The sequence below is a fragment of the Blastococcus sp. SYSU DS0552 genome, assembly GCF_054050815.1.
This window is the reverse complement of sequence record NZ_JBJHAB010000023.1, coordinates 1-25,621: the sequence shown is the minus strand read 5'-3', so window position 1 is coordinate 25,621 and position 25,621 is coordinate 1. Positions and strand designations below refer to the sequence as shown.

The following is a 25,621-nucleotide window of genomic DNA, read 5'->3' as shown; positions in this document are numbered from 1 at the left end:
GCCGGTCGTTCTCTCCCCATCCGGGGGAGGTCCGCCGGGCGCCGCCGAGTCGCCCGCCGAGGGCGAGCCGGGGACCCACCGAAGTACTGGGGTGAATCGCGCGCCGGGGCACGTCCTGGCGCGGGTAGGGCCGCTTCCCGCCCGAATCCGTCAGCTAACCCGGTAGGCGGCACGACGGAAGAAACGGAGAGCCGCCGCATGGCGAGCCTGCGGGCCCACCTTGCACGGAACCGCAGCCGGTACGGAGCCTCGCGCGCGCCTTCCCCGCGCTGAGCGCCCGGGCGTACGCCCGACACCGCTGCCCCTCGACCATCCCCGCAGCAGTTCCCGCCGCCGTCGCCGGCCCTGCCGCCCCCTGCCCCTGGAGCAGTTCCTCCCCATGAACCTTCGCGCCACCTCGATCACCCGTGCTCTCCGCCCCACGACCGGGCGCCGTTCGACGAAGACGGTCCGCCGTTCCGCGCTGCTGCTCCTGGCGGTCGCCGCGGCAGGCGGCCTGCTGGCCAACGGCGTCGTCGCCGACGAGCCGGTCGCCCAGGCCGAGCCGGAGCTGGCCTCCGTCAGCGTCGCCGAGCAGCTCGGCATCACCGACGAGACCCCCGCGCCCGACGTGACGGTGGCCGCGGCCGACACCCTCGGCCAGCTGGCCGCGAGCCGCAGCGAGCGCGCGGCCGAGCAGGCCGCCGCGGCGGAGGCGCGGGCCGCGGCCGAGCAGGCCGAGCTGGACCGCCGTGCCGCCGAGGAGGCCGCCCGCCGCGCCGCCGAGGAGGAAGCCGCGCGCAAGGCCGCTGCCGAGGAGGCCGCCCGCAAGGCCGCTGCCGAGGAGGCCGCCCGCGTGCAGGCGGCCCGGGAGCAGGCCGCCCGCACCCCGGCGCCGGCCGCACCAGCCCCGGCCCCGGCCCCGGCCCCGGCCCCGGCTCCGGCTCCTGCCCGGAGCGCTCCCGCGCCGGCCGCCGCGGCCCCGGCCGGCTCCTTCCAGGAGTACGCGATGGGCAAGCTCGGCGGCTCGGGCAGCGAGTTCAGCTGCCTGGAGAGCCTGTGGGGCAAGGAGAGCGGGTGGAACCCGAACGCCCAGAACCCGCGGAGCACCGCCTACGGCATCGCGCAGTTCCTCGACTCCACCTGGGCCGGGACCGGCATCGCCAAGACCTCCGACGGCTACCGGCAGATCGACGCCGGCCTGATCTACATCAACAACCGCTACGGCTCCCCGTGCGGCGCGTGGTCGCACTCCCAGGCCACCGGCTGGTACTGAGCGGGCCTCTGCCCCCGCCCCTCGCCCGCGCGGGGCGGGACCCTGCGGCGAGGCCGTTCCAGCACGTCACCACGCTCGGGGTGGTCTTCGGACGGGGGCGTCCCCGCTGAGGCATTGGAGGCTTTACCTGCGTCGTCGGCCCCGAGGACGCAGGTAGAGCTTCCAATGCCCGGGGTCGGCTCAGCGCAGCCGAGCCTCGGCTCCAGGCCTAAGGTCGGTGCAGCGTGCACGGAGGGGGAGCGATGACCGAGGCCGACGACGCCGACCGGACCACCCCGCAGAGCGGGATCGTCGGGCGGTCGATCGACGAGTTCGTGAACCAGCTGCGGTTCTTCTCCGACCGCGCCCGTAACCTCGCCGGGAATGCGACGTCCCGCCTCCCGCTGCCGGCCCTGCCCAGCCCGCCCGGGGCGATGTCGGCGGCCCAGCTGCGCGCCGTCAAGGAGATGGTGACCGCGCAGCGCACCTCGATCGCCGCCATGCGCGCTCAGCTCGACGCGTTCGACCAGCAGCTCGCCGTCTTCGAGCGGATCCTCGACCCCCTGGTCGAGTGGAGCACGACCTGGGCGCGGCTGGAGGAGGCCGTCGGCGACATCGTGCGCCGGGAGCCGCCCGTCGAGCAGTGACGGTCAGCCCGCCAGCGACCTGACGAGCAGCACCGCGCCGGAGAGCAGGCACAGCACCAGGGCGGCGCGGCGCATGGCCGGCAGGGCCAGCCGCCGGCGCAGGGGTCCGGCGAGGAGGAAGCCGGTCAGCACGAACGGCACCAGCCCCGCACCGGTGAGCAGCCCGCCCCCGTCGAGCTCGCCGCCGGCGACCAGCACGCCGAGGGACAGCAGCGTCGTCCCGACGAAGAACACCGACAGGTTCGCCCGCTGGGCGGCCGGGGTGGGCGCGCGGTAGGTGACCACCAGGGGCGGTCCGGGCGTCGCCGCGACAGTCGAGAGCGTCCCGGAGGCGAAGCCGGCGACGGTGAGCGCGCGCCGCCCGCCCGGCAACCGCACCCCGGCGAGCGACGCGCCACAGGCGAGCAGCACGACGACAGCAACCGTTATCCCCAACAACCGGCCGTCGATGACCTGCACCAGCCCCAAGCCGACGACAACGCCGGGGGCCGAGGCGAGCATCGCACCGCGGAGGTTGTCGAGCTCCAGTGCGGACCGTTCGCGCCACACCACCGGCAGCAGCGCGGTCAGCGTGCCCACCAGCAGCGGGCCGGGCACGAGAGCGGGCTGCACCAGCAGCACCAGCGGTCCGGCGAGGAGGCCGAAGCCCATGCCGGTCGCCGTCTGGACGACGGACGCCACCAGCACCGCCAGGCCGCACGCCAGGAGTGCGAGCGGGTCGGTGGCCAGCTCCACGCTCAGTAGCCGTCGTCCTCGTCCTCCGGCGGACGACGACGGAGCAGGCCGGTGACCGAACCCACCCGGCTCTGCGCCTGGCGCAGCCCGTGGACCAGGGGCATGAGGTCGTCGTGGATCCGGCGCAGCGTCTCGGGCACGGTGTCGACGGCGGGGTCGTCGAGCACGCGACCGACCCGCTCGATGCCGGGGCGCAGCGCCCGCACCGGCTCCTCCAACTCCTCGAGCAGGCTCTCCAGGCGTTCGGTGATCCGCTGCGCGGAGGCGATCGTCTCCCGGGCGGACGTGGTGGCGGCGGTCAGCTCGCGGACCGTGCCGTTGAGGTCGGCCAGCGTCCGGGGGAGCTGGGAGAGCGCCTCGGTCTGGGCCTGCAGCAGCGCGAGCAGCTCGCCGAACCCGGGGATGCGGGGCATGCCGAGACCGCGGAAGGGATCCACCTGGCAACCGTCGGCGACCGGTGCCGCGGGCGCAACCCGGCGACCGGGCGTAGCGCCGGCGACCGGCCGCGCCGGGCGGTGGGGACCCTTGCGCGCGGTCGATCAGGCGGCGTCGGTGAACGCGACGCGCGCCCACCGGTCGAGCGCCAGCAGCTGCCAGGCCCGCTGGACGAGCGGAGGCGCGTCGCGCAGCTCCACCCGGACTCCGGCGTCGGCCAGGGACCGGGCCCAGCGGGCGATCGCCCGGCAGCCGGCCACGTCGGCGAACCGGAGCCCGGAAAGATCCAGGGGGCAGGCGTCGCCCTCGATCGGGACGGCCCCCAGAATCCCCGCCAGCCGCTCCGCGCAGGCGACGTCGAGGTCCCCGACCAGCGCAATCCCGTACCGGTCGACGTAGGCGCGGAAGGCCGGCGGCGCGGACGGTGCGCTGAGCTGCGCCGCCGGGCGCACGTGGTCGCACCCCCGCGGCGACGCGCCCTCGCTCAGCGGAACGTGCGCGTGCATGTGCACAGCGTAGGCGCTTCGGGGGCGGCGGGCCAGGCCGAACGGCTCACAGCGCCTTGAGGATCGCCTCCACCTGCTCCCGGGCGTCGCCGAAGAGCATCCGGCTGTTGTCCCGGAAGAACAGCGGGTTCTGCACGCCGGCGTAGCCCGTGTTCATGGACCGCTTGAACACGACCACGTGCTCGGCCTCCCACACCCGCAGCACGGGCATGCCGGCGATCGGGCTGGTGGGGTCGTCGGTGGCGGCCGGGTTGACGGTGTCGTTGGCGCCGATGACCAGCACCACCGAGGTGTCGGCGAAGTCGTCGTTGATCTCGTCCATCTCCAGGACGACGTCGTAGGGCACCTTGGCCTCGGCCAGGAGCACGTTCATGTGCCCGGGCAGGCGCCCGGCCACCGGGTGGATGCCGAAGCGCACGTCGACGTCCTGCGCACGCAGCTTGCGGGTCAGCTCGGCGACGGCGCTCTGCGCCTGGGCGACCGCCATGCCGTAGCCCGGGGTGATGACCACCGACTTCGAGTTCCGCAGGAGCTCTGCGGTCTCCTCGGCCGAGATCTCGGTGTGCTCGCCGTAGTCCACGTCGGAGGCGGCCGCCGCGCCCTCGTTGCCGAACCCGCCCGCGATGACCGAGAGGAACGAGCGGTTCATCGCCTTGCACATGATGTAGGAGAGGTAGGCGCCGGAGGAGCCGACCAGGGCGCCGGTGATGATCAGCAGGTCGTTGCCCAGCAGGAAGCCCGATGCGGCAGCGGCCCAGCCGGAGTAGCTGTTGAGCATCGAGACGACGACGGGCATGTCACCGCCGCCGATCGAGGCCACCAGATGCCAGCCCAGCGCCAGGGCGAGGACCGTCACGACCGACAGCACGAGCAGGTTCGGCTCGACCACGAAGACGACGGTCAGGACGGCGAACAGCGCCAGTGCGCCGAGGTTCAGCCAGTTGCGCCCCGGGAGCATCAGCGGGTTGCTCTTCATGCGCGCGGAGAGCTTGAGGAAGGCGACGATCGAGCCGGTGAAGGTCACCGCGCCGATGAAGACCCCGACCACGACCTCGCCGGAGTGGATGCCGGCCTCGGCCCCGGTGAGCAGGGGGCCACCGTCCTGCGGCTCGACGCCCTCGACCGACAGGTAGCCGTTCCAGCCGACGAGGACTGCGGCCAGGCCGACGAAGCTGTGCAGCAGCGCGATGAGCTCCGGCATGCCGGTCATCTCGACCTTGCGGGCCCGCCACAGACCGATCGCGGCACCGATCGCCACGGCGACGACGAGCAGGGTGAGCCCGACGGCCGAGATGTCCTGCGTGGCCACGCCGATGGTGGCCGCCAGGGCGATCGCCATGCCGGCGATGCCGTAGGCGTTGCCCGCCTTGGCGGTCTCGTGCCGCGACAGCCCGGCCAGGCTCAGGATGAACAGCAGGGCGGCGACGATGTAGGCCGCGGCCGCGGCGCTGGTGGCGGTCATCGCGCGGCCGGGAGGGTGGTGCGGGCCGGAGCGCCCGTGCCGCGGGAGAACATCCCCAGCATCCGGCGGGTGACGGCGAAGCCGCCGAAGACGTTGATGCTGGCCACCAGGGTGGCGATGAAGGCGAGCGCCAGGACGACGCCGTCGCCGCTGCTCAGCTGCAGCAGTGCGCCGACCACGATGATCCCCGAGATCGCGTTGGTCACCGACATCAGCGGGGTGTGCAGGGCGTGGTGCACGGCCCCGATGACGTAGAAGCCGACGACGACGGAGAGCGCGAACACCGTGAAGTGCCCCACCAGCTCGTCGGGGGAGTAGGCGGCCACCAGGAACAGCAGCGCCGCGGCCAGTCCCACGAGGGCGAACCGCCGCGCCGGCGCGGGCGTCTTCTGCGGCACGCTCGGCGCCCCTGCGGTGGCGCCGGCCGGGGGAGCGGGCGGAGGTGGTGGTGCCGCGGAGACCTGTACCGGTGGCGGGGGCCAGGTCTTCTCGCCCGCGCGCACGACGGTGATCGCCCGCTGCACGACGTCGTCGAAGTCCAGGACGAGGTGCCCGTCCTTGGCCGGGGTCAGCAGCTTCAGCAGGTTGACCAGGTTGGTGCCGTACAGCTGGGAGGCCTGCGCGGGGAGCCGGGCGGGCAGGTCGGTGTACCCGATGATCGTGACCCCGTTCTCGGTCACGACCACCTCGTCGGGCACGGAGCCGGCCACGTTGCCGCCCTGTGCCGCGGCCATGTCCACGATCACCGAGCCCGAGCGCATGGCGGCGACCATCTCCTCGGTGATCAGCCGCGGGGCGGGCCGGCCGGGGATCAGGGCGGTGGTGATGACGATGTCGACGTCCTTCGCCTGCTCGGCGTACATCTGCGCCGCCCGCCGGTTGAAGTCCTCCCCCATCTCCCGGGCGTAGCCGTCGGCGCTGACCTCCTGCTCCCCCGCGGGGACGGCGACGTACTCACCCCCCAGGGAGCGCACCTGCTCGGCCACCTCCGGGCGGACGTCGGTGGCCCGCACGATGGCGCCCAGGCTGGACGCGGTGCCGATCGCGGCCAGCCCGGCCACACCCGCGCCGGCGACCAGGACCTTGGCCGGGGGGACCTTGCCCGCCGCGGTCACCTGGCCGGTGAAGAACCGGCCGAACACGTTGGCCGCCTCGACGACCGCCCGGTACCCGGCGATGTTGGCCATCGAGGACAGCACGTCCATCGACTGGGCCCGGGAGATCCGGGGCACGGCGTCCATGGCCAGCGCCGTGATCGGGCGGGCGGCGAGCGCGTCCACCAGGTCGGGGTTCAGCGCGGGGGCCAGCAGGCTGATCAGCGTCGCGCCGTCGGCCAGCCGCCCGATCTCGCTCAGCGAGGGGGCGTTCACGCGCAGCACGACCTCCGCACCCCAGGCCTCGGTTCCCGAGCCGACCCGCGCACCGGCCTCCGCGTACGCCTCGTCCGGGAAGCTGGCGGCCGCCCCGGCGCCGGTCTCGACCACGACCTCGTAGCCCAGCCGCACCAGCTGCGTGACCGTCGCCGGGGTCGCCGCCACCCGGGTCTCGCGGGGCCGCGTCTCGCGCGGGACTCCGATCTGCATCGTGGCGCTCCATTCCTCGGTGGGCAGGCCTCGTCGCCTGCTCGCCAGTGCTGGGGTCGTGCGCGGTGCTCGGTTGGTTGGACGGATCTTGCCTGCTGACGCCGGGTCGCGGTGCCCGGCTCCGTGAGTGTGAGGCACGGCACGTCCGCAGCCCGGCCGCGCGGTGACCGACCGTGTGTCCCTCCCCCCGACGGGGGGCTACGCCCCGTTGCCGGGTGCAGACCACCCCCCCGACCCGCCGAAGGTCTCCTGTCGGAGCGGACATGGACGTCCGCGCCGCGGGAGGGGAGGACCGTGTCCGTCAGCATGAACCGGCCCGGCGACGACCGCGTCCCACCGGAGATCGTGACCTCGGTCTTCTACAGCGCCACCGTCAGCGACACCCTCGCCATCGTGGTCGCCGAGATGGTGGCCGGGCGCCCCAGGGTCAGCTGGGGCAACGTCGGCGCCGTGGAACTGCTGGGCTACGGCCTGGACGATCTCCGCGCGCTCCCCGTCGAGCACCTGTTCCCCAGCCTCGGGGGCGGGGAGCTCAAGCTGCTGCTGCGGCGGGAGCGGACGGCCCGGATGACGCTGCCCGTCCGCACGGCGAGCGGCGCCGCCATCGAGGCCCAGGTGACCACGACGCCCTCGCCCCGGGGCGGGATGTGGACCGTGCGCATCGTCGACACGGCCAACGAGCAGGAGCGCGCGCTGCGGGCGACCGCGGACGCCCACGAGCGCCGCTTCTCCACGCTCACCGAACGGTCGCCGGTGCCGACGCTGCTCTCCGAGCAGGGCATGCGGCTGGCCCACGTCAACGACGCGTTCTGCAGCCTCGTCGGCCGTCGCGCCGAGGAGTTGCTGGGCACCGGCTGGATGGCCACGGTGCACGAGGACGACCTCGACACGGTGATCGAGCAGGTCTCGGCGGCGCTGGACGGCGAGGAGGTCGAGGCGCAGGCCCGCCTGCTCCGCGACGACGGCACCGTGCGCACGACCGTCATCCGATTCGCCCACCTGTTCACCCCGGGCGTGGGCGCGGGATTCGTCGGCACGATCGAGGACATCACCGACCGGCTCGCGTTCGAGGCCACGCTGGCCCACCAGGCCAACCACGACCCGCTGACCGGGCTGCCGAACCGGACGCTGCTGGCGCAGTACGTCGCCGAGCGGTTCGTGCCGGGCGCCGGAACCCTGGCCTGCCTGTTCCTCGACCTGGACAACTTCAAGGTCGTCAACGACTCGCTCGGGCACACCGCCGGCGACGAGCTGCTCACCGAGGTCGCCAGCCGGCTGCGGTCGGTGGTCCGCCCCGGAGACCTGGTGGCGCGGTTCGGTGGCGACGAGTTCGTGGTCGTCTGCGAGGAGGTCGACCAGACGGCCGCGGTCGCGCTCGCCGAGCGGATCACGGCCGAGCTGGCCCGGCCGGTGCGGCTCGGGGGCGTCGACGTCCGCCCCTATGCGAGCGTCGGGGTCACCGTCCAGACCGAGGAGCACACCGGCGCCGAGGAGCTGATCCGGGACTGCGACATCGCCATGTACCAGGCCAAGGCCGGGGGCAAGGGGCGGATCACCGTGCTGGACCAGCGGGCGCGCGAGGAGGCCCGCGACAAGCTGCGCCTGGTCGCCGAGCTGCGGGACGCCATCGAGCGGCGCGACATCACGCTGCTCTACCAGCCGATCTTCAGCACCGAGGACGGCCGCCCGGTCGCCGTCGAATCCCTGGCGCGGTGGACGCACCCCGAGCGCGGCCCGATCAGCCCGGCGGTGTTCGTGCCGCTGGCGGAGGAGAGCGGGTTGATCGCCGGCCTGGGGCTGCTGGTGCTCGACGAGACCTGCCGGCAGCTGGCGGAGTGGGACCGCCGCATGGGGGGCGCCGCGCCGCCCCGGGCGAACGTCAACGTCTCGGCCCTGCAGCTGGATGCCAACCTCCCTCCGCAGGTGGCCGACGCTCTCCGGCGGCACGGGCTGGACGCGTCCCGGATCTCCGTGGAGATCACCGAGTCGGCGCTGATGCAGGACCCCGACTCGGCCCGGGTGACCCTGCACCAGCTGCGCGACCAGGGCGTCGAGCTGGCGATCGACGACTTCGGCACCGGCTACTCGTCGCTGGCCTACCTCCGGCACCTGCCGGTGGACTGCCTGAAGGTGGACCGCTCCTTCGTGGCGGAGCTGGCGCACGGCCACACCGAGATCGCCTCCGCGGTCATCGCACTGGCCCGCAGCCTCAACCTGAGCACCGTGGCCGAGGGCGTCGAGACCCCGGAGCAGGCGACCGAGCTCGGCCGGCTGGGTGCCACCTACCTGCAGGGCTTCAGCCTCTGCCCACCCATGACCGGAGCGGACACCGCCGCCTGGTTCGCGACCCACGGAGCGTGCGCCCGATGACCGTGACCCCGCTGCCGGCCCGGGCGGCGGTGCCCCCCGTCTTCGACCTGGAGAAGGTGCTCGCGGGCATCGACACGATGGCGGCCCAGCGCCCCGTGGCGGCGCAGATCGTGTCGGTCGCCAACTCCGACGACACCAGCGCGAAGGCGCTCTCCCACATCCTGGCGTCCGACGTCGCCCTGGCCGGCCGGGTGATGAAGCTGGCCAACTCCGCCTACTTCGGCATGCGCGGACGGGTCACCTCGCTGCAGTTCGCCGTGACGGTGGTCGGCTTCACCACCGTCCGGACGATGGCGACCGTCGCGCTCACGGAGCTGGACGACGAGTCGCGGCTCCCGGAGAACTTCTGGGACGTCACGAGCTGCCTGGCGCTGGCGGCCTCGACCTTGGCCCAGCGGTTCGGTGAGCGCTCGCAGGAGGCGCTCTGCGTGGGCCTGCTCGCCCAGATGGGTGCGGCGCTCCTGCACCACAACGACCCCGAGGGCTACGGGGCGCTGGTGGCCGAGCACCCGGCCTTCGCCGCGCGGCGCACCGCCGAGCTGCACCGCTACGGCATCAACAGCGTGCGGTTGACCGCCGTCGCCCTCGAGCAGTGGGGCTTCCCGCACAGCATGACCAACCGGCTCAACCAGGTCGACGACCTCACATCGGTCGAGGGTGGCCTGCTGCGCGCCGCCTTCGAGGTCGCCGCGCGCCTGACCACCGAGGACTACGAGGCGGTGCCGATCGTGCGGCTCACCTGCGGGCAGGTGCGCGAGGACGACCTGGTGCCGGTGCTCGACTCCGTCCGGGCCGATGCCGACGAGCTCCGCCGGGCGATGCTCGGCGACTGAAAGAGGACCCCCTCCTCCCCACCCTTCGCAGGCTCAGGGCGGGAGCCGGGAGGGGGCCACGCGGCGGAGCCCCGCCCCCCGGGATGGGGGACGGGGCTCCGCCGGCCCCCTGCAGGGCCCCGCTGCGAGCGTGCGAGCGGTGGGGGGGCAGGGGGTGTTTCTTCAGACCGCGTAGGGCGCGCCCAGCGGGTCGACGGTCTCCCGCTCGCCCACGGTGCGGGCCAGCCGGGCGGCGGCGAAGTCGCCGTCGCCGAGCAGGTGGTCGATGGCGGTGAGCCGGCTGGTGTAGTGCCCGACGGAGTACTCCGCCGTCACGCCGATGCCACCGTGCAGCTGGATGGCCTCCTTGCCGACGTGCCGGCCGGCGCGGCTGGTCTGCAGCCGGGCCCGGTCGGCGGCGGAGACGACGTCGCCGCCGGCGTCCGTGACCATCGACGCCCACAGCGCGGTGCTCCGGGCCAGCTCCAGGGACACGTACATGTCCGCCGCGCGGAAGGTGAGCGCCTGGAACTTGTTGAGCGTGACCCCGAACTGCTTGCGGGTCTTGAGGTACTCCGCGGTGATCCGCAGCGCGGTGTCCATCGCCCCGATCGCCTCGTGGCTGTAGGCGATGCGCGCCTCGGCCAGCGCCCGCTCGATCGCGGCCGTCTGGTCTCCGCCGGTACCGAGCAGGGCCGCCGGGGTGCCGTCGAAGCGGACGTTGGCGGCGCGGGTGCCGTCGTGGGTGCGGTAGCCGGTGCGGGTCAGACCCGCGGCGTCGCCCTGCACCACGAACAGCCCCGTGCCGCCGTCCACCGCGGCGGAGACGACCAGGACGTCGGCGCGGGCGCCGGTGGGCACCGGCTCCTTGACGCCGGTCAGGGTCCACCCGTCGCCGGACTGCGCGGCGATGACCGCCGACGCCGACGCGCTCCACCGCGTGCCGATCTCCGCGTGGGCGAAGGCCGGCACGCAGGTGCCCTCGGCGATGGCCGCGAGGAGCTCGCCCTTCTGCTCGTCGGTGCCGACGGCGGCGATCAGCCCACCGGCCAGCACGACCGCCTCGATGAACGGCTCCGGGGCGATGACCCGGCCCATCTCCTCGGCGACGATCGCCACCTCGATCGGCCCGGCGCCCATGCCGCCGTGCTCCTCGGCGAAGGGCAGACCGAGCAGCCCCATCTCGGCCAGCCGCGACCAGGTCTTCTCGTCGAAGCCCGGGTCGTTCGCGACCACCTTGCGACGCTGCTCGCTGTCGGCGTACGTGCGCGCCAGCAGGCCGCGCACGGCCTCCCGCAGGTCGTTCTGCTCGCTGTCGAAGTCGAAGTTCACGTCAGATCACAGCCCCAGGATCGTGCCGGCGATGATGGTGCGCTGAACCTCGTTGGAGCCTCCGTAGATGGAGACCTTCCGGTAGTTCAGGTAGTGCGGCGTCGCGACGCGCGCCCAGTCCGGCACGTCGGAGCCCTCCTCGGCGAACGAGGCGACCGAGAGCGGGCCGGCGATGTCGACCAGCAGCTCGGTGGCGGCCTGCTGCAGCTCCGACCCCTTGAGCTTGAGCACCGACGAGGCCGGGTGCGGCTTGCCGTCGGCGGAGTTGGCGACGACGCGCAGCGCGGTGAGCTCCAGGGCCACCACCTCGTTCTCGATCTCGGCGATCCGCCGGGCCATGAACGGGTCCTCCAGCAGCGGGCGGCCGTCGACGGTGATCTCGCGGGCGTAGTCCTTCGCCTGGGCGAGCATCTTCTTGGTCGCGCCCACGCGGGCGATGCCGACGCGCTCGTTGCCGAGGAGGAACTTGGCGTAGTCCCAGCCGCGGTTCTCCTCGCCGATGAGGTTCTCGGCGGGGACGCGCACGTCCTCGAAGAACACCTCGTTGACCTCGAAGCCGCCGTCGATGAGCTCGATGGGGCGGAGCGTGACGCCGGGGGTGTCCATCGGGAAGACCAGCATCGAGATGCCGCGCTGCTTCTTCTCCGCGGTCGGGTCGGTGCGGACCAGGCAGAAGATCCAGTCGGCGTGCTGGCCCAGGGTCGTCCAGGTCTTCTGCCCGTTGACCACCCAGTCGTCGCCGTCGCGGACGGCGGTGGTGCGCAGCGAGGCGAGGTCGGAGCCGGCGTCGGGCTCGGAGAAGCCCTGGCACCACCAGATGTCGAGGTTCGCCGTCTTGGCGAGGAAGCGCTCCTTCTGCTCCTGGTTGCCGAAGGCGGCGATGACCGGGCCGATCATGCTGGTGTTGAAGGCCAGCGGCTCGGGGACGCCGGCCAGCTGCATCTCCTCGCGCCAGATGTGGCGCTGCAGGGGCGTCCAGTCCCGGCCGCCCCACTCGACCGGCCAGTGGGGCACGGCCAGGCCCGCGGCGTTGAGCGCGCGCTGGGCCTCGACGTACTCCTCCTTGGTCACGTGCCGGTGGGACGTGACCTTGTCGCGGATCTCCTGCGGCACCTGGGTGGTGAAGAAGGTCCGCATCTCCTCCCGGAATGCCTCGAGCTCCGGGGACAGCTGCAACCGCATCGGTCCTCATTTCCTGACGGCGGCACTCGTCATCGCGCGCGCCGTCTCGACGTGTGCCTCGGACGATCCCACATGCGGTACCGGCCAGTAGATGCGGCACCCCCGGCGGGGCGAAAAGCGGGCGGCACCGGTTCCCGGGGAGGACTCCCCCCGGGAACCGGTGCCGCTGCCCGCGCTCTAGGACAGGGTCGACCAGAACGCGCAGTCGGCCTCGGCGGCGACGTCGACCGGGCCGATCCCCCCGTCGGAGGCGATGTCCAGGCCCTGGACGTCGGCCGGGGCCCGGTACCGGGTCCACGTCGGGACGCCGGGGCCGTTGGGGTTGCCGTGGGCCGCGAAGTTCGTCCAGTAGCGCACCATCGCCGTGGACAGCTGCTCCTGCTCGGCGTCCAGCCCGTCGCCGAACAGCCCCGGGAACAGGTACGGCAGCTCGGTCGCGTGCTGCGCGTCCTCCGGGTACGCCGGGTACGGGAAGTCCAGCAGCGGGTCGGCCGTCTCGTCGCGGAACTGGTAGGCGAACACCGGGGCCGGCACCGGGGGACGGGCCAGCGTGTCGTAGGCGTCGACGTGCTCGCACGTCGACAGCGCGCTGTCGGCGTCGCTGTTGACGGCGGCCAGGGCGCGCAGCGGTGAGGGGTAGGCGCTCGCCGGGTACTGCGCCAGGACGGCTCCGGCGCCCTCGCCGAAGACGCTGCCGAGGACGACCCGGTAATCGGCCTCGGTGAAGCCGTCGGCGTCGTTCGCCAGCGCTGCCACGGCCGGGTTCAGCGGCGTGAACAAGGTGTTCTCGTCGCTGAGGTTGCCGTGCATGACCGGCACGCGCGCGTGGTCGCCGGCCGCGATCGCCTCGGCCGGCTGCACCGGCAGCGCCGATCCGCCGACGACGAAGGAGCCGCCCGGCCAGGCGGTGAGCAGCTCCTGCACCGGCGTGGCCCGCAGGCACACGGCGACGTCCGCCGCACTGGCGCAGCCGACGGCCTCCGCGACCGAGGCGCCCGTGGCCTCGGCCGTCTCCAGGGTGTCGTACGGGGTCGTGCAGCTGTAGCTCTGCGCGATGGCCCGGTCGAACAGACCTCGCGCGGTCGGCGAGGTGAGCTGGGCGCAGACCGCCGAGCCGCCGGCGGACTCGCCGAAGATGGTGACCCGCCCCGGGTTGCCGCCGAAGGCGCGGATGTTGCGCTCCACCCAGCGCAGCGCCGCCTGCTGGTCGAGCAGCCCGGCGCTCCCGGAGGCGACGTCCCCGTTCTCCCGCGAGAGGTCCTCCTGGGCCATGAAGCCCAGCGGGCCGAGCCGGTAGTTGATCGTCACCACGACGACGTCGCCCTCGACGGCGAGCTTCGCGGCGTCGTAGGCCGCGCCCGTGCCGGTCCGCCAGGACCCGCCGTGGATCCAGACCATGACCGGCAGGTTCCGCCGCTGGCTGTCCAGCCCCGAGGGGGTCGTGACGTTCAGGTAGAGGCAGTCCTCGTCGACCGACGACCAGGGGTTGGTGGCGCTCGGTTCCTGTGGGCAGGGGCTGCCGGGTGCCGTGGCGTCCCGGACGCCCTGCCAGGGCTGTGCCGGTGCCGGCGGGCGGAAACGGAGCTCGCCCACCGGCGGGGCGGCGAACGGGATGCCCTGGAACAGCCGGTAGTTCCCGGTCGAGGTGCCCTCGACGGCGCCCTCCGTGGTCGGCACGACCAGGGGCGCGGGATCGGGTGCGGCGCCGGCCGGCCCAGCGGCGGCGAGGGCGCCGGCGGTGAGAGCCGCGCCCGCGGCGACGGCGAGCAGCGAACGGCGGAAGGATCGGGGGACGTGGGTGCGCACGGGACCTCCTGCGGTCGGCGAGCCCACCCGGTGTGAGCTACGCCACCATGCGCGCACGGTAGCGCGAGGTCCCGCGAGCGGGGCGCCGAGGTGATCGGCCGGGTGCCGTTACCCGGATCGCTCCCGGGGAATGGGCAGTGCGTGGCCGTTCCCCTGACCGAGCGCACCCGCGGCACGCTGGGCCCACCGGTCTCCACGCCGTCCTACGACCGGGGCCGGCTGCGCGTCGGGATCGTGCACCTCGGGGTGGGCGGCTTCCACCGCTCCCACCAGGCGATGTACCTGGACCGCCTCATGGAGCAGGGGCGGGCGCTCGACTGGGGGATCTGCGGCGTCGGCGTCCTCCCGGCCGACCGGCGCATGGCCGAGGCGATGGCCGCCCAGGACTGCCTCTACACGCTGGTGGTGCGGCATCCCGACGGCACCGAGGAGGCGCGGGTGGTCGGCTCGCTCGTCGAGTACCTGTTCGCCCCCGACGACCCCGACGCGGTGGTGGAGCGGATGGCCGACCCTGCCGTCCGCGTCGTCACCCTGACCGTCACCGAGGGCGGCTACAACGCCTCGGCGGTGACCGGGGAGTTCGACGGGACCGACCCCGGCGTGGTCCACGACCTGCGGCCGGGTGCCGCGCTGCGGACCTCGTTCGGCCTGGTCGTCGAGGCGCTGGTGCGCCGGCGCGCCCGCGGGCTCCCGCCGTTCACGGTCGTCTCCTGCGACAACATCCCGGGCAACGGTCGGCTGGCGCGGGGGAGCTTCGCGGCCTTCGCCCGGCTGCGGGACCCGGAGCTGGGGGAGTGGGTGGCCCGGGAGGGGCCCTTCCCGGACTCGATGGTCGACCGGATCACGCCGGTCACCACGGATGCCGACCGGGCCCGGCTGGCCGACCGGTTCGGCATCGAGGACCGGTGGCCGGTGGTGTGCGAGCCGTGGATGCAGTGGGTGCAGGAGGACTCCTTCGCCTGCGGCCGCCCGCCGCTGGAGGAGGTCGGCGTCCAGCTCGTGGACGACGTCGCGCCCTACGAACTCACGAAGCTGCGGCTGCTCAACGCCGGGCACCAGGTGCTCGCGCAGACCGGTCGGCTGGCGGGCCTGCGGTACGTCCACGAGGCCTGCGCCGATCCGCTGTTCCGCCGGCTGCTGGAGGGCTACCTGCGCGAGGAGGCCGCGCCGACCCTGCGCCCTGTTCCCGGCATCGACCTGGAGCGGTACCGGCAGTCGCTGCTGGAGCGGTTCGCCAGCCCGGCGATCGCCGACACGCTCGACCGCATCCGCGCCGAGGCCTCCGACCGGATCCCGCAGTTCCTGCTGCCGGTGCTGCGGACGAACCTCGCCTCGGGCGGCGAGATCCGCCGCTGCGTCCTCGTGCTGGCCGCCTGGGCCCGCTCCCTGGAGGGCCCGGACGAGGAGGGGCGCCCGCTGGAGGTCGTGGACTCCCGCCGTGACGGGTTGGTCGCCGCGGCGAAGGCGGCGGACCCGCTCGCCTTCGTCGCCGACCGCACCCTGTTCGGGGATCTCGTGGACGACGCCCGCTTCGCCGCTGCCTACCGCGCCGCGCGCCTCGCGCTGCGTGGCCACGGTGTCCGGGCGGCCCTCGCCGACCTCGCCTGAGGGTCGGCGCCCGGGCCGGCGGCCGGCTCCCGGGGGCGGGGTCAGTGCTCGATCGGCAGCCCGGTGTAGTTCTCGGCGAGCTCGCGGGCCGCGGCCTCCGAGGAGCAGACCCGGCGCAGCTGGGACAGCTGCAGCTGGGCGTCGAAGTCGTCACCGGAGGTGTGCAGCATCGAGGTCATGAACCAGGAGAAGTGGGTGGACCGCCAGACGCGGGTCAGCGCCCGGTCGGAGTAGCTGTCGACCAGGTCCGTCTGCTTCTCGGCGAGCAGTCGCACCAGCGCCTGCGCGAGCAGCGTCACGTCGGCGACGGCGAGGTTGAGCCCCTTGGCGCCGGTCGGCGGGACGATGTGCGCGGCGTCCCCGGCCAGGAAGAGCCGGCCTCGGCGCATGGGTGCGCTGACGAACGAGCGCATCGGCAGGATCGACTTCTCGGTCACCGTGCCGGTGTTGATCTCCCAGCCGTCCAGGGCGAACCGGCGGGAGAGGTTGTCCCAGATCCGGTCGTCGGACCAGTCCTCGATCTTCTCGGCGGGGTCGACCTGGAGGTAGAGCCGGGAGACCCTGGGGGAGCGCATCGAGTAGAGCGCGAACCCCTCCGGGTGCCAGGCGTAGATCAGCTCGTCGGTGGCCGGTGCGGCGTCGGCCAGGATGCCGAGCCAGGCGTAGGGGTAGGTGCGCTCCCACGTGCGCGCGCCGGGGCCGGCCTGCACGACCGGCCGGGAGACGCCGTGGAACCCGTCGGTGCCCGCCACGACGTCGCACTCGAGCACCTGCGCCACGCCGTCGGAGTCGGTGAACCGGACCCGCGGGGAGTCGGTGTCGACGTCCTCGACCGCGACGTCGGAGACCTCGAACAGCAGCGGCGGGCCGCCGGCCAGCTGCGCGGCGATGAGGTCCTTCGTGACCTCCGTCTGGCCGTAGACCCACACCGTGCGGTCGCACAGCGAGGGGAAGTCCAGCTGGTGGCGGGTGCCCGGGTACTGGAGGTGGATGCCCCGGTGCTCCAGGCCCTCCCGGTGCAGCCGGTCGCCCAGCCCGGCGGCGGTCAGGGTGTCGACCGTGTGCTGCTCGAGGATCCCGGCCCGGATGCGTGCCTCCACGTACTCCCGGGAGCGGTTCTCCAGGACGACCGAGTCGATGCCCTGCAGCGCGAGCAGCCGGGACAGCAGGAGGCCGGCGGGGCCGGCGCCGATGATGCCTACCTGGGTGCGCACGCCGACGAGTGTGGCTCCCTCCCGGGCTCCCCGGGACCCGAGCCTTCCGGTCAGTGGAATTCGTGTGAGCGGGCGAGCTCGCGACCGATCCCGCGGGCCGCCATCTCCAGGGCGGGGACCAGACGGGCGACGTCGCGCCGGTGCGGGGGCACCACGATGCCCAGCGCGGCGACGGCCAGCGGTCCGCTCTCCCGTTCCACCTGCACCGGCACCGCGACGGAGGCCGTGCCCGGCGACATCTCCTCGCAGGTGCGGGCGTAGCGGCGGCGCCGGATCTCGGCCAGCTCGCGGGTGAGCCTCGCCGGATCGGTGACGGTGTGCCGGGTGAGCGGTCGCAGCGAGCGCAGCGCCTGGTCGACCACGTCGTCGGGAGCGGCGGCCAGCAGCACCTTGCCCACGCCCGTGGCGTGCAGCGGCAGCCGGCTGCCGACCTGGCTGACCACCGGCACCGACTCCCGGCCCGAGACCCGGTCGACGTAGAGCGCGTGCAGCCCTTCCCGGACGGCCAGGTGCACGGTGTCGCGGGTGGTGGTGTGCAGGTCCAGGAGGAACGGGGCGGCGACCTGGCGGAGCTCGAGCTGGACCGGGGCCAGCAGGCCGAGGTCCCAGAGCTTGCGGCCGATCTCGTAGCGGCCGTCGGGGCGGCGGATCAGCGCGCCCCAGTCGGTCAGCTCGCCGAGCAGCCGGTGGGCGGTGGTCAGCGGCGTGCCCGAGCGGTCGGCGATCTCCGAGAGGGACAGTCGCGGCGTGCGGCTGTCGAAGGCGTCGAGGATCCCCAGCGCCCGCGAGGTGACCGACCGTCCCGGGGTGGCGCTGCGACCGGCCATGCTGCTCGTCTCCCGTCCAGTGGAAAGCTGGACTTGGGAGCGTAGCCGGGCGGCCGTACCGTCCGGCCATGACCGGGACCACGTCCGCCGACGGCCTGCACCTGCCGCGGTACCTGCGCGAGGACGCCGCGGTGCGCACCCCCGTGGGCTTCCCCGGCTACCGGAGCACCGCCCTGCGGGCCCCCCTGCGGACGCCGGTGGACCTGCCGCACCGGCTCACCGAGGTCACCGGTCCGGTGCTCGGCGAGGACCGCGTGCTCCCGCACGACGCCGACCTCACCCTGCGCAACGGGGGCGAGGCGATGGGCCAGCGGATCCTCGTCCACGGCCGCGTGCTGGACAGCGACGGCCGCCCGGTGCCCGACGCGCTCGTAGAGGTGTGGCAGGCCAACGCGTCCGGCCGCTACCGGCACGTCGTCGACAACTGGCCCGCGCCGCTGGACCCGCACTTCGACGGTCTCGGCCGGGTCGTGACCGACAGCCTCGGCCGGTACGAGTTCCTGACGATCAAGCCCGGCGCCTACCCGTGGGGGAACCACCACAACGCCTGGCGCCCCGCGCACATCCACTTCAGCCTCTTCGGCCGCGCCTTCACCCAGCGGCTGGTCACCCAGATGTACTTCCCGGACGACCCGCTGTTCGGCCAGGACCCCATCTTCAACTCCATCCCGCCGGCGGCGCGGCACCGGGCGATCAGCCGGTTCTCCCTCGAGCGCACCCAGGACAACTGGGCGCTGGCCTTCGAGTGGGACATCGTGCTGCGTGGGACCGACCAGACGCCGTTCGAGACCGACGACGACGGAGATGTCGCGTGACCGTGAACCCGCTGGACGTCCCGCCGGACCCGCCCACCCCCTTCCAGCCGCGCTCCGGGCAGCGCGGCAGCGGCTTCCTCACCGGCCCGTTCCGGCTGGGCACCACGCCGAGCGCGACCGTCGGCCCCTACCTCGCCATCGGGCTCACCTGGCCCGACGGCGAGTTCGCCGCCGCCGAGGGCACCCCGGGCGGCTTCTGGCTGCGCGGTCGCGTGTTCGACGGCGCCGGTGAGGTCGTGCCCGACGCCATGATCGAGACCTGGCAGGCCGATCCCGACGGCCGGTTCCCCTCGCCCGAGGACCCCCGCGGCGCGGCGTCCTACCCGGGCTTCCGCGGCTACGCCCGCGCGCAGACGATCACCGGGGAGTTCTCGGTGTTCACCCTCAAGCCGGGCCGGGTGCCCGACGGCGAGGGCGGGCTGCAGGCGCCGCACATCGACGTCTCGGTGTTCGCCCGTGGGCTGCTCGACCGGGTGGTCACCCGCATCTACTTCGCCGACGAGGCCGAGGCGAACGCCGAGGACGCCGTGCTGCGCTCGCTGCCCGACGAGGCCGCGCGGCAGACGCTGCTCGCCGCCCCGGGCGGTGACGGCTACCGCTTCGACGTCCACCTGCAGGGCGAGCGCGAGACGGTGTTCTTCGCGGTATGAGCCCGCCCGAGGGTCCTCGACGCGGTAGGAACGGGACGTGACCGGTCTCTTCAGCGCGACCTTCGCCCGCGGCGGCGCGGCGACCGCCGTCTCCGACTCCGCCTGGTTCGACGCGCTCCTCGACGTGGAGGCCGCCCTGGCGCGCGCCGCCGCGGCGACGGGGCTGGTGCCCGCCACGGCCGCCGATGCGGTCACGCGTGCCTGCGCGGAACCCGCGGCCCTCGACCTGGCCTCCGTGGTCGCGCACGCCGCCGACGCCGGCAACCCGGTGCCGCCGCTGGTGCGGGTGCTGCGGGCCGCGGTGGGGGAGCGCCATGCGGTGGCCGTCCACGTCGGCGCCACCAGCCAGGACGTCGTCGACACCGCGCTGGTGCTCATGAGCCGCCGGGCCATCGCCGCGATCGACCGTGATCTCGCGCTCGCGGCCGAGGCGGCGGCCGGGCTGGCCCGGGCCCACCGCGACGACGTCCTCATGGGACGCACCCTTCTGCAGCAGGCGCTGCCCACCACCTTCGGCCTGAAGGCCGCCGGCTGGCTCAGCGGGCTGGACGGCGCCCGGCTGCGGCTGGCGGAGGTCGTGGCGTCGCTGCCGGTCCAGTACGGCGGGGCGGTCGGCACCCTGGCCGCCGCCGACGGGTCGGGGACGGCGCTGCGGGCAGCGCTCGCCGCCGAGCTCGGGCTGGTCGCCACCGCCGCCCCCTGGCACACCGTGCGGCTGCCGGTCGCCGACCTGGCCGGCGCGCTCGGCGCCACCGCCGGCGTGCTGGCCACCGTGGCCGTCGACGTCGTGCTGCTCGCGCAGAGCGAGGTGGCCGAGGTCGCCGAGACCGGCGCCGGCCGGGGCGGCTCGTCCGCCATGCCGCACAAGCGCAACCCTGTCGCAGCCATCTCCGCCCGCGCCTGCGCCCGGCGGGCTCCCGGCCTCGTGGCCACCCTGCTGGGTGCGATGGAGCAGGAGCACGAGCGCGCCGCCGGCGCCTGGCACAGCGAGTGGCCCGCCTTGACCGACCTGCTGTCGACGGTCGGCTCGGCCGCGGCCTGGCTGGTCGAGAGCCTCGCCGGCCTGCGCCCCGACCCCGCCCGCATGGCGGCGACGGTGGCCGCGGCCCGCGACCCGGAGCTCGCCGGGGCGCTCGCCGACGCCCTGACCCCGCTGCTCGGCCGCGACGCGGCGCACGACGAGGCGGCGGCCGCCGTGCGGGAGGCCGAGGCCACCGGGCGGCCGCTGGCCGACGTGGTGGCCGGCCGGGACGACGTCGACCTCGCCGCACTGCTCGGCGCACGGCCGGACGTCGGCGAGGCGGGCGCACAGGTCGACGAGGTCCTGGCCGAGCACACCCACCTCACCGAGGGAGCCCGATGAGCGCCGTCCCCGTCGCCCACACCGTCACCGGACCCGCTGACGCGCCCGTGGTCGTCCTGTCCAACTCCCTGGGCGCGGCCCGCGCGATGTGGGACCCGCAGGTACCCGCGCTGGCCGAGCGGTTCCGGGTGGTCACCTACGACGGCCGCGGCCACGGCGAGTCACCCGCGCCGGCCGGGCCGTACTCCCTCGACGACCTGGTCGACGACGTCCTGGCGCTGCTCGACCGGCTCGGGGCGCAGCGGGCGCACGTCGCCGGGGTCTCGCTCGGCGGCATGGTCGGCATGCGGATGGCGGCCCGCGAGCCCTCCCGCGTGCAGGGACTGGCCGTGCTGTTCAGCTCGGCGAGGACCGAGCCTCAGGGCTTCCTCGACCGGGCCGCGCAGGCCCGCGCCGAAGGCACCGCCGGCTTCGCCCCGACGGTGGTCTCCCGCTGGCTGACCCCGGGCTTCGCCGCGCAGCACCCCGACCTCGTGGCCCGGCTCGAGGCGATGGTGGCCGGCGCCGACGACGAGGGCTACGCCGCGTGCTGCGAGGTGGTCGGCGGCATCGACCTGCGCGAGGACCTGCGGCGCATCACCGCCCCGACGCTCGTCGTCTCCGGCGCCGAGGACCCGGCGCTGCCGCCCCCGCACCAGGAGGCGATCGCCGCGGGCATCGCCGGGGCGGGGCTGCTCACGCTCAGCCCGGCCGCCCACCTGGGCAACCTGGAGCGCGCGGCGGAGGTCACCGGCGCGCTGCTCCGCCACTTCGACGCCGCCGGAGGCGCCCGATGAGCGAGCTGCCCGACACCGACGCCGCCCGCCGCGAGGCCGGCATGCGCACCCGCCGCGAGGTGCTGGGCGACGCGCACGTGGACCGCGCCGTCGCCGCCACCACCCCGTTCACCGCGGACTTCCAGGACTTCATCACCCGCACCGCGTGGGGCGACCTCTGGCAGCGCCCCGGGCTGGCCCGCCGGGACCGCAGCCTGATGACGCTGTCGATCACCATCGCGCTGCGGCACTGGGAGGAGTTCGCCCTGCACGTGCGCGCGGCCGTGAACAACGGGCTCTCCGACGAGGAGATCGCCGAGGTCATCCAGCACGCCGCCGTCTACGCCGGGGTGCCCGCGGCCAACCACGCCTTCAAGGTGGCCGGCCCGATCCTCGCCGAGCTCCGCGGCACGTCCGCCTGATCGACCGTCGGCCGGTGGTGGTCTCCGCGCCCCGGAGACGACCACCGGCCGACACCCGCAGCCCGGCTGTGGACGGCGTCAGCGCGCTGCCGCGCGGTCGGCCACGCTTCTGCGCGTGCCCGTCCCGCCCCATCGCCCGGTCGAGCTGCGCGGACGTGTCTTCCGTGGCTCCAGCGCGGTCGCGGCCGGCACGCTCAGCCGCGGCCAGCTGCGTGGCCCCGCGTGGCAGCGCTTGTTCCGTGACGTCTACGCCTGCGCCGCGCTTCCGGTCACGCACGCCCTCCGAGCCGGCGCGGCGGCTCAGCTGCTGGTACCCGGCGCGGTGGTGAGCGGGAAGAGCGCGGCGGTCCTGTGGGGGTTGCCCCTCGCCGGACCCCTCGACGACGTCGAGCTCACCGTCCCAGCGGGGTCGACCGTGTGCCGCGAACCGGGTGTGCGGGCGCGGCGTCGTCACCTCGCGGCAGAACACGTCGCGCACCGGGCGGGCATCCCGCTGACGAGCGCCGAGCTCACCGTCGTCGACCTGGCCGGGAGGGGCCCGCTGGACGAGGCCGTCGTGCTGGTCGACCGGTTCGTCGACCTCGGGGTGACCCGGTTGGCGTGGGTGCGCGAGACCGCGGCCGCCGCGCGCGGGAGGGGCTGCCGCCAGGCGCGAGCCGCCGCTGAACTCGCCGACGGGCTGGCCGCGTCGCCGCAGGAGACCCGGCTGCGGCTGCTCCTGCACCGGTCGGGCCTGCCCCGCCCCGTCGCCCAGTTCAGCATCCGGGACGCCGAGGGGTTCGTCGCGCGCGTCGACTTCGCCTGGCCTTACCGGAAGGTGGCCGTGGAGTACGAGGGCGCCTGGCACGGGGAGACGCGGCAGCAGGTCGCCGCGGACCGCCGCCGGCTCAACCGGCTCACCGCAGCCGGGTGGACGGTGGTGTTCGTGACCGCCGCCGACCTGCACGACCCCGACCGGCTCCTGACCCGCCTCGCGGCCCTGCTCCGCTGAGCGGGTGTCGGCCCGCTGTCGCTTCCCGGCCGGGGAGACGACAGCCGGCCGACACTCGGCGCGGCTCAGACGGAGGCGGGCAGCGGCATCTCGCGGACGTCGTCGGCGACGGTGAGCGGGGCGCCGGTCGCGGCGACCACCTCGTCGACGGAGACCCCGGGCGCCGTCTCCCGCAGCACCAGCCCGCCGTCGGTGACGTCGATGACGGCGAGGTCGGTGACGACGCGGTCGACGCACGCCTTGCCGGTCAGCGGCAGGGTGCACTCCTGCATGATCTTCGGCGACCCGTCGCGGGCAACGTGCTCCATCATGATGATCACCCGGCGGGCGCCGTGGACGAGGTCCATCGCCCCGCCCATGCCGTTGACCATCTTGCCGGGGATCAGCCAGTTGGCCAGGTCGCCGCGGGGGTTGACCTGCATGGCGCCCAGCACCGCGACGTCCAGGTGCTGGCCGCGGATCATGCCGAACGACATCGCCGAGTCGAAGAAGCTCGCCCCGGGCAGGAGCGTGACGGTCTCCTTGCCGGCGTTGATCAGGTCCGGGTCCTCCTCGCCCTCGAAGGGGTAGGGGCCGACGCCGAGGACGCCGTTCTCCGAGTGCAGCACCACGTGCACGCCCTCGGGCACGTAGTTCGGCACCAGCGTGGGCATCCCGATGCCCAGGTTGACGTACTGGCCGTCCTCCAGCTCCAGCGCTACACGGGCGGCCAGCTGCTCACGGGTCAGGGCCATCAGCGTGCTCCCTCGGTGGTGGCTTCCTCGCCGGCGGCGGCCGGGGTCTGCGCGCGGTCGGTGCGGGGCCGGGTCGTTCGCCGCTCGATCGGCTTGCGGTCGCCGCCGACGACCACCACGCGGTCGACGTAGACGCCGGGCAGGTGCACGTCCTCGGGCGTGATCTCGCCGGGCTCGACGAGCTCCTCGACCTCGGCGATCGTGATCCGCCCGGCCATCCCGGCGAGCGGGTTGAAGTTGCGCGCCGACTCGTGGAACACCAGGTTGCCGTGCCGGTCGCCCACGGCGGCGTGCACCAGCCCGAAGTCGGCGGTCAGGGCGGTCTCCAGCACGTACTGCCGCCCGTCGAACTCCCGCACCTCCTTCGGCCGGCTCACCTCCACGACGGTGCCCTCGGCGTCGTAGCGGAGGGGGATGCCGCCCTCGGCGACCAGCGTGCCGACGCCGGTGGGGGTGTAGAAGGCGGGGATGCCGGCGCCGCCGGCGCGCAGCCGCTCGGCCAGCGTGCCCTGCGGGGTCAGCTCGACCTCCAGCTCGCCGGACAGGTACAGCCGGGCCAGCTCCTTGTTGCCGCCGACGAAGGAGCTGATCGTCTTGCGGATCCGCCCCGCGTAGAGCAGCACGCCGAGGGCCTGGTCGTCGACCCCGCAGTTGTTGGAGATGGTCGTCAGCTGATCCGTGCCCTGCTCGAGGATCGCGTCGATCAGCGCGTACGGCACCCCGCACAGCCCGAACCCGCCCACCGCGAGCGTCGCGCCCGCGGGGATGTCGGCCACCGCCTCCGCGGCGGAGGGAAGCACCTTGTCCACGTCAGCCCTCCCGTTCCACGAGGACGGTGATCCGTCCGTGGTCCGTGCGCGCCCGATCCACCACGCTGCTCCCATCGTCGCCCGGTCGAGGTCCCCAGTATCGCGGCCCGCGGGTGCGCCGCGCGGCCACCGTCCCCACTGGACGGAAACGGGGAACGGTGTGACGGCTCAGCGCAGGACGGTGGTGAGCCGGACGCGCACCCCGCCGTCGCCGGGGTGGTGCGCGCCACCGGAGATGTCCACGTGGTCGCAGAGCTGCCGGGCCAGCCACAGCCCCATGCCTCCCCGGGAGAGGTCCGACCCATGCGCCGGCCCGTACCCGGCGAACGGGTCGTCCCAGCCCGGCCCACCGTCGGCGATGGTGCACACGATCCGGTCCGCGGTGGTCCAGAGGCGGAGGCTCACCGGCGGCAGCCCGTGCCGGACGGCGTTGGAGGTCATCTCGTCCACGGCGAGCAGGAAGTCCTCGACCAGGTCGGCGGGCGCCGCGACCCCGGCGAGCTGGGCCGCGACGGCGTGCCGCAGGCCGATGAAGTCGGCGACGTCGGCGGCCGCGAACCGCGGCGGCGTCGCCTCGAGCGGCTCGTCGGGCACCGGCAGCGTGCGCAGGTAGCTGGCCGGCTCGGTGTACGCGGGGTTGGGGGTGCGGCTCGCGGGCGTCACCAGGTGCGCGTGGGTGCGGGTGGCGGTGGCGAGCACCGGCTCGGGGAGGCGCTGGGTGTCGAACGCGCAGACGCCCCAGAGGTCCCAGCCGCGCAGCGCCTCGTTGATGACGGCGTCGTAGCGCTCCCACTCGAGCCACTGGCGCGGCGTGGTCCCGAAGTCCAGCTCGCCGAGCACCCGGACCCGCGCCGCCCCGGCGGCCCGCTGGCCCTCGGCCAGCCGGCGGAAGGCGGTGATGGCGGCCGGCGTCCGCGGCCCGTAGGCGTCGCCGCGGTCGAGGACCAGTACCCGCTCGTCGTCCAGCGCCTCGCGCAGCGCGACGGCGGCCGGGGGCGAGGCGGCGATCACCGCGGCGTCGCCGGCGGCCAGGCCCGCGCGGAGGAACGGGCCCGCCGTGGCGACGAGCTCCTCCAGGGAGTCGTAGAGCAGCGCGTCGTGGGCGAAGCCCTCCGCCGCGGGGTGGCCGTGGCCACCCGCTGCCGTCCAGTCCACCTGTGCCCCTGCTCGTCGCGTCCGTCGCCCCGGGTCCGTACTCCACGGTAGGCCCAGTACGCGGTCGCGGCGCGCCCGCACCCCGGGGGGGGGGGGGGGGGGGGGGGGGGGGGGGGGGGGGGGGGGGGGGGGGGTGGGTGGGGGGGCGGGGGGGGGGGGGGGGCATCCCCGCCG

The 25,621-nt window shown here is 74.5% G+C and carries 24 protein-coding genes and 1 riboswitch; of the genes, 11 read left to right on the top strand and 13 right to left on the bottom strand.

What is annotated here, in order from left to right; translation table 11 throughout:
- Nucleotides 1-42 precede the first annotated feature (42 nt).
- Nucleotides 43-169, top strand: a riboswitch (cyclic di-AMP (ydaO/yuaA leader).
- A gap of 210 nt (nt 170-379) precedes the next feature.
- Together ACI8AG_RS18335 and ACI8AG_RS18330 are read left to right on the top strand one after the other, a co-directional pair.
- On the top strand, nt 380-1,255 hold the full coding sequence (locus ACI8AG_RS18335; protein WP_456598149.1) for an aggregation-promoting factor C-terminal-like domain-containing protein: 876 nt from the start codon (nt 380-382) through the stop codon (nt 1,253-1,255).
- Nucleotides 1,256-1,497: 242 nt separating this feature from the next.
- Nucleotides 1,498-1,881: a hypothetical protein gene (locus tag ACI8AG_RS18330; RefSeq protein ID WP_456590710.1), complete on the top strand. Its 384-nt coding sequence runs from the start codon at nt 1,498-1,500 to the stop codon at nt 1,879-1,881.
- A gap of 3 nt (nt 1,882-1,884) precedes the next feature.
- On the opposite strand, the gene ACI8AG_RS18325 is transcribed toward ACI8AG_RS18330, so the two are convergent.
- The 5 genes from ACI8AG_RS18325 to ACI8AG_RS18305 all read right to left on the bottom strand — a co-directional run bounded on the left by ACI8AG_RS18325 (nt 1,885) and on the right by ACI8AG_RS18305 (nt 6,602).
- Nucleotides 1,885-2,616 carry a TSUP family transporter gene (locus tag ACI8AG_RS18325; RefSeq protein ID WP_456598148.1) on the bottom strand — a complete coding sequence of 244 codons (732 nt, stop codon included), beginning with the start codon at nt 2,614-2,616 and terminating at the stop codon, nt 1,885-1,887.
- 2 nt (nt 2,617-2,618) lie between these two features.
- Complete coding sequence (locus ACI8AG_RS18320; RefSeq protein WP_456590708.1) at nt 2,619-3,053, bottom strand: hypothetical protein; 435 nt, start codon at nt 3,051-3,053, stop codon at nt 2,619-2,621.
- A gap of 102 nt (nt 3,054-3,155) precedes the next feature.
- Complete coding sequence (locus ACI8AG_RS18315; protein ID WP_456598147.1) at nt 3,156-3,557, bottom strand: STAS domain-containing protein; 402 nt, start codon at nt 3,555-3,557, stop codon at nt 3,156-3,158.
- 46 nt (nt 3,558-3,603) lie between these two features.
- On the bottom strand, nt 3,604-5,019 hold the full coding sequence (gene pntB, locus ACI8AG_RS18310; RefSeq protein ID WP_456598146.1) for a Re/Si-specific NAD(P)(+) transhydrogenase subunit beta: 1,416 nt from the start codon (nt 5,017-5,019) through the stop codon (nt 3,604-3,606).
- Nucleotides 5,016-6,602 carry a Re/Si-specific NAD(P)(+) transhydrogenase subunit alpha gene (locus ACI8AG_RS18305; RefSeq protein ID WP_456598145.1) on the bottom strand — a complete coding sequence of 529 codons (1,587 nt, stop codon included), beginning with the start codon at nt 6,600-6,602 and terminating at the stop codon, nt 5,016-5,018. The genes pntB and ACI8AG_RS18305 overlap by 4 nt, the downstream gene beginning before the upstream one ends.
- A gap of 294 nt (nt 6,603-6,896) precedes the next feature.
- Here ACI8AG_RS18305 and ACI8AG_RS18300 point away from each other — a divergent pair, with 294 nt between their 5' ends.
- Complete coding sequence (locus tag ACI8AG_RS18300; protein ID WP_456598144.1) at nt 6,897-8,972, top strand: putative bifunctional diguanylate cyclase/phosphodiesterase; 2,076 nt, start codon at nt 6,897-6,899, stop codon at nt 8,970-8,972.
- The gene (locus tag ACI8AG_RS18295; RefSeq protein WP_456598143.1) at nt 8,969-9,805 is read left to right on the top strand and encodes an HDOD domain-containing protein; all 837 of its coding nucleotides are present in this window, start codon (nt 8,969-8,971) and stop codon (nt 9,803-9,805) included. Before ACI8AG_RS18300 ends, ACI8AG_RS18295 begins: the two co-directional genes overlap by 4 nt.
- A 162-nt stretch (nt 9,806-9,967) precedes the next feature.
- On the opposite strand, the gene ACI8AG_RS18290 is transcribed toward ACI8AG_RS18295, so the two are convergent.
- The 3 genes from ACI8AG_RS18290 to ACI8AG_RS18280 form a co-directional block, all read right to left on the bottom strand.
- Entirely contained in the window at nt 9,968-11,116 is a 1,149-nt protein-coding gene (locus ACI8AG_RS18290; RefSeq protein WP_456598142.1) for an acyl-CoA dehydrogenase family protein, read from the bottom strand.
- Between the two features lie 6 nt (nt 11,117-11,122).
- On the bottom strand, nt 11,123-12,298 hold the full coding sequence (locus tag ACI8AG_RS18285; protein ID WP_456590701.1) for an acyl-CoA dehydrogenase family protein: 1,176 nt from the start codon (nt 12,296-12,298) through the stop codon (nt 11,123-11,125).
- Nucleotides 12,299-12,475: 177 nt separating this feature from the next.
- Nucleotides 12,476-14,104 (bottom strand): carboxylesterase/lipase family protein, encoded by a 1,629-nt coding sequence (locus tag ACI8AG_RS18280; RefSeq protein WP_456598141.1) that lies wholly within the window; start codon nt 14,102-14,104, stop codon nt 12,476-12,478.
- 141 nt (nt 14,105-14,245) lie between these two features.
- On the opposite strand from ACI8AG_RS18280, the gene ACI8AG_RS18275 reads away from it, so the two are divergent.
- A complete protein-coding gene (locus ACI8AG_RS18275; RefSeq protein ID WP_456598140.1) occupies nt 14,246-15,712 on the top strand; it encodes a mannitol dehydrogenase family protein in 1,467 nt (488 codons plus the stop codon).
- Between the two features lie 41 nt (nt 15,713-15,753).
- Here the strand turns inward: ACI8AG_RS18275 and ACI8AG_RS18270 are convergent, their stop codons facing one another.
- Nucleotides 15,754-16,926 carry a 4-hydroxybenzoate 3-monooxygenase gene (locus ACI8AG_RS18270; protein WP_456598139.1) on the bottom strand — a complete coding sequence of 391 codons (1,173 nt, stop codon included), beginning with the start codon at nt 16,924-16,926 and terminating at the stop codon, nt 15,754-15,756.
- A gap of 50 nt (nt 16,927-16,976) precedes the next feature.
- Nucleotides 16,977-17,753 (bottom strand): IclR family transcriptional regulator, encoded by a 777-nt coding sequence (locus ACI8AG_RS18265; RefSeq protein WP_456598138.1) that lies wholly within the window; start codon nt 17,751-17,753, stop codon nt 16,977-16,979.
- A gap of 68 nt (nt 17,754-17,821) precedes the next feature.
- Between ACI8AG_RS18265 and pcaH the strand changes: the two genes are divergently transcribed.
- The 6 genes from pcaH to ACI8AG_RS18235 all read left to right on the top strand — a co-directional run bounded on the left by pcaH (nt 17,822) and on the right by ACI8AG_RS18235 (nt 22,749).
- Complete coding sequence (pcaH, locus tag ACI8AG_RS18260; protein WP_456598137.1) at nt 17,822-18,568, top strand: protocatechuate 3,4-dioxygenase subunit beta; 747 nt, start codon at nt 17,822-17,824, stop codon at nt 18,566-18,568.
- Nucleotides 18,565-19,218 carry a protocatechuate 3,4-dioxygenase subunit alpha gene (gene pcaG, locus ACI8AG_RS18255; RefSeq protein ID WP_456598136.1) on the top strand — a complete coding sequence of 218 codons (654 nt, stop codon included), beginning with the start codon at nt 18,565-18,567 and terminating at the stop codon, nt 19,216-19,218. Before pcaH ends, pcaG begins: the two co-directional genes overlap by 4 nt.
- A gap of 37 nt (nt 19,219-19,255) precedes the next feature.
- Complete coding sequence (gene pcaB, locus ACI8AG_RS18250; RefSeq protein WP_456598135.1) at nt 19,256-20,581, top strand: 3-carboxy-cis,cis-muconate cycloisomerase; 1,326 nt, start codon at nt 19,256-19,258, stop codon at nt 20,579-20,581.
- The gene (gene pcaD, locus ACI8AG_RS18245; protein ID WP_456598134.1) at nt 20,578-21,357 is read left to right on the top strand and encodes a 3-oxoadipate enol-lactonase; all 780 of its coding nucleotides are present in this window, start codon (nt 20,578-20,580) and stop codon (nt 21,355-21,357) included. Before pcaB ends, pcaD begins: the two co-directional genes overlap by 4 nt.
- Nucleotides 21,354-21,758 carry a 4-carboxymuconolactone decarboxylase gene (pcaC, locus tag ACI8AG_RS18240; protein ID WP_456590692.1) on the top strand — a complete coding sequence of 135 codons (405 nt, stop codon included), beginning with the start codon at nt 21,354-21,356 and terminating at the stop codon, nt 21,756-21,758. The genes pcaD and pcaC overlap by 4 nt, the downstream gene beginning before the upstream one ends.
- A 115-nt stretch (nt 21,759-21,873) precedes the next feature.
- Nucleotides 21,874-22,749 carry a hypothetical protein gene (locus tag ACI8AG_RS18235; protein WP_456598133.1) on the top strand — a complete coding sequence of 292 codons (876 nt, stop codon included), beginning with the start codon at nt 21,874-21,876 and terminating at the stop codon, nt 22,747-22,749.
- A gap of 65 nt (nt 22,750-22,814) precedes the next feature.
- On the opposite strand, the gene ACI8AG_RS18230 is transcribed toward ACI8AG_RS18235, so the two are convergent.
- The 3 genes from ACI8AG_RS18230 to ACI8AG_RS18220 form a co-directional block, all read right to left on the bottom strand.
- A complete protein-coding gene (locus ACI8AG_RS18230; protein ID WP_456598132.1) occupies nt 22,815-23,483 on the bottom strand; it encodes a CoA transferase subunit B in 669 nt (222 codons plus the stop codon).
- Nucleotides 23,483-24,292: a CoA transferase subunit A gene (locus ACI8AG_RS18225; RefSeq protein ID WP_456590689.1), complete on the bottom strand. Its 810-nt coding sequence runs from the start codon at nt 24,290-24,292 to the stop codon at nt 23,483-23,485. The genes ACI8AG_RS18230 and ACI8AG_RS18225 overlap by 1 nt, the downstream gene beginning before the upstream one ends.
- Before the next feature lie 168 nt (nt 24,293-24,460).
- Nucleotides 24,461-25,447 carry an anti-sigma factor RsbA family regulatory protein gene (locus ACI8AG_RS18220; protein WP_456598131.1) on the bottom strand — a complete coding sequence of 329 codons (987 nt, stop codon included), beginning with the start codon at nt 25,445-25,447 and terminating at the stop codon, nt 24,461-24,463.
- Between the last annotated feature and the right edge of the window lie 174 nt (nt 25,448-25,621).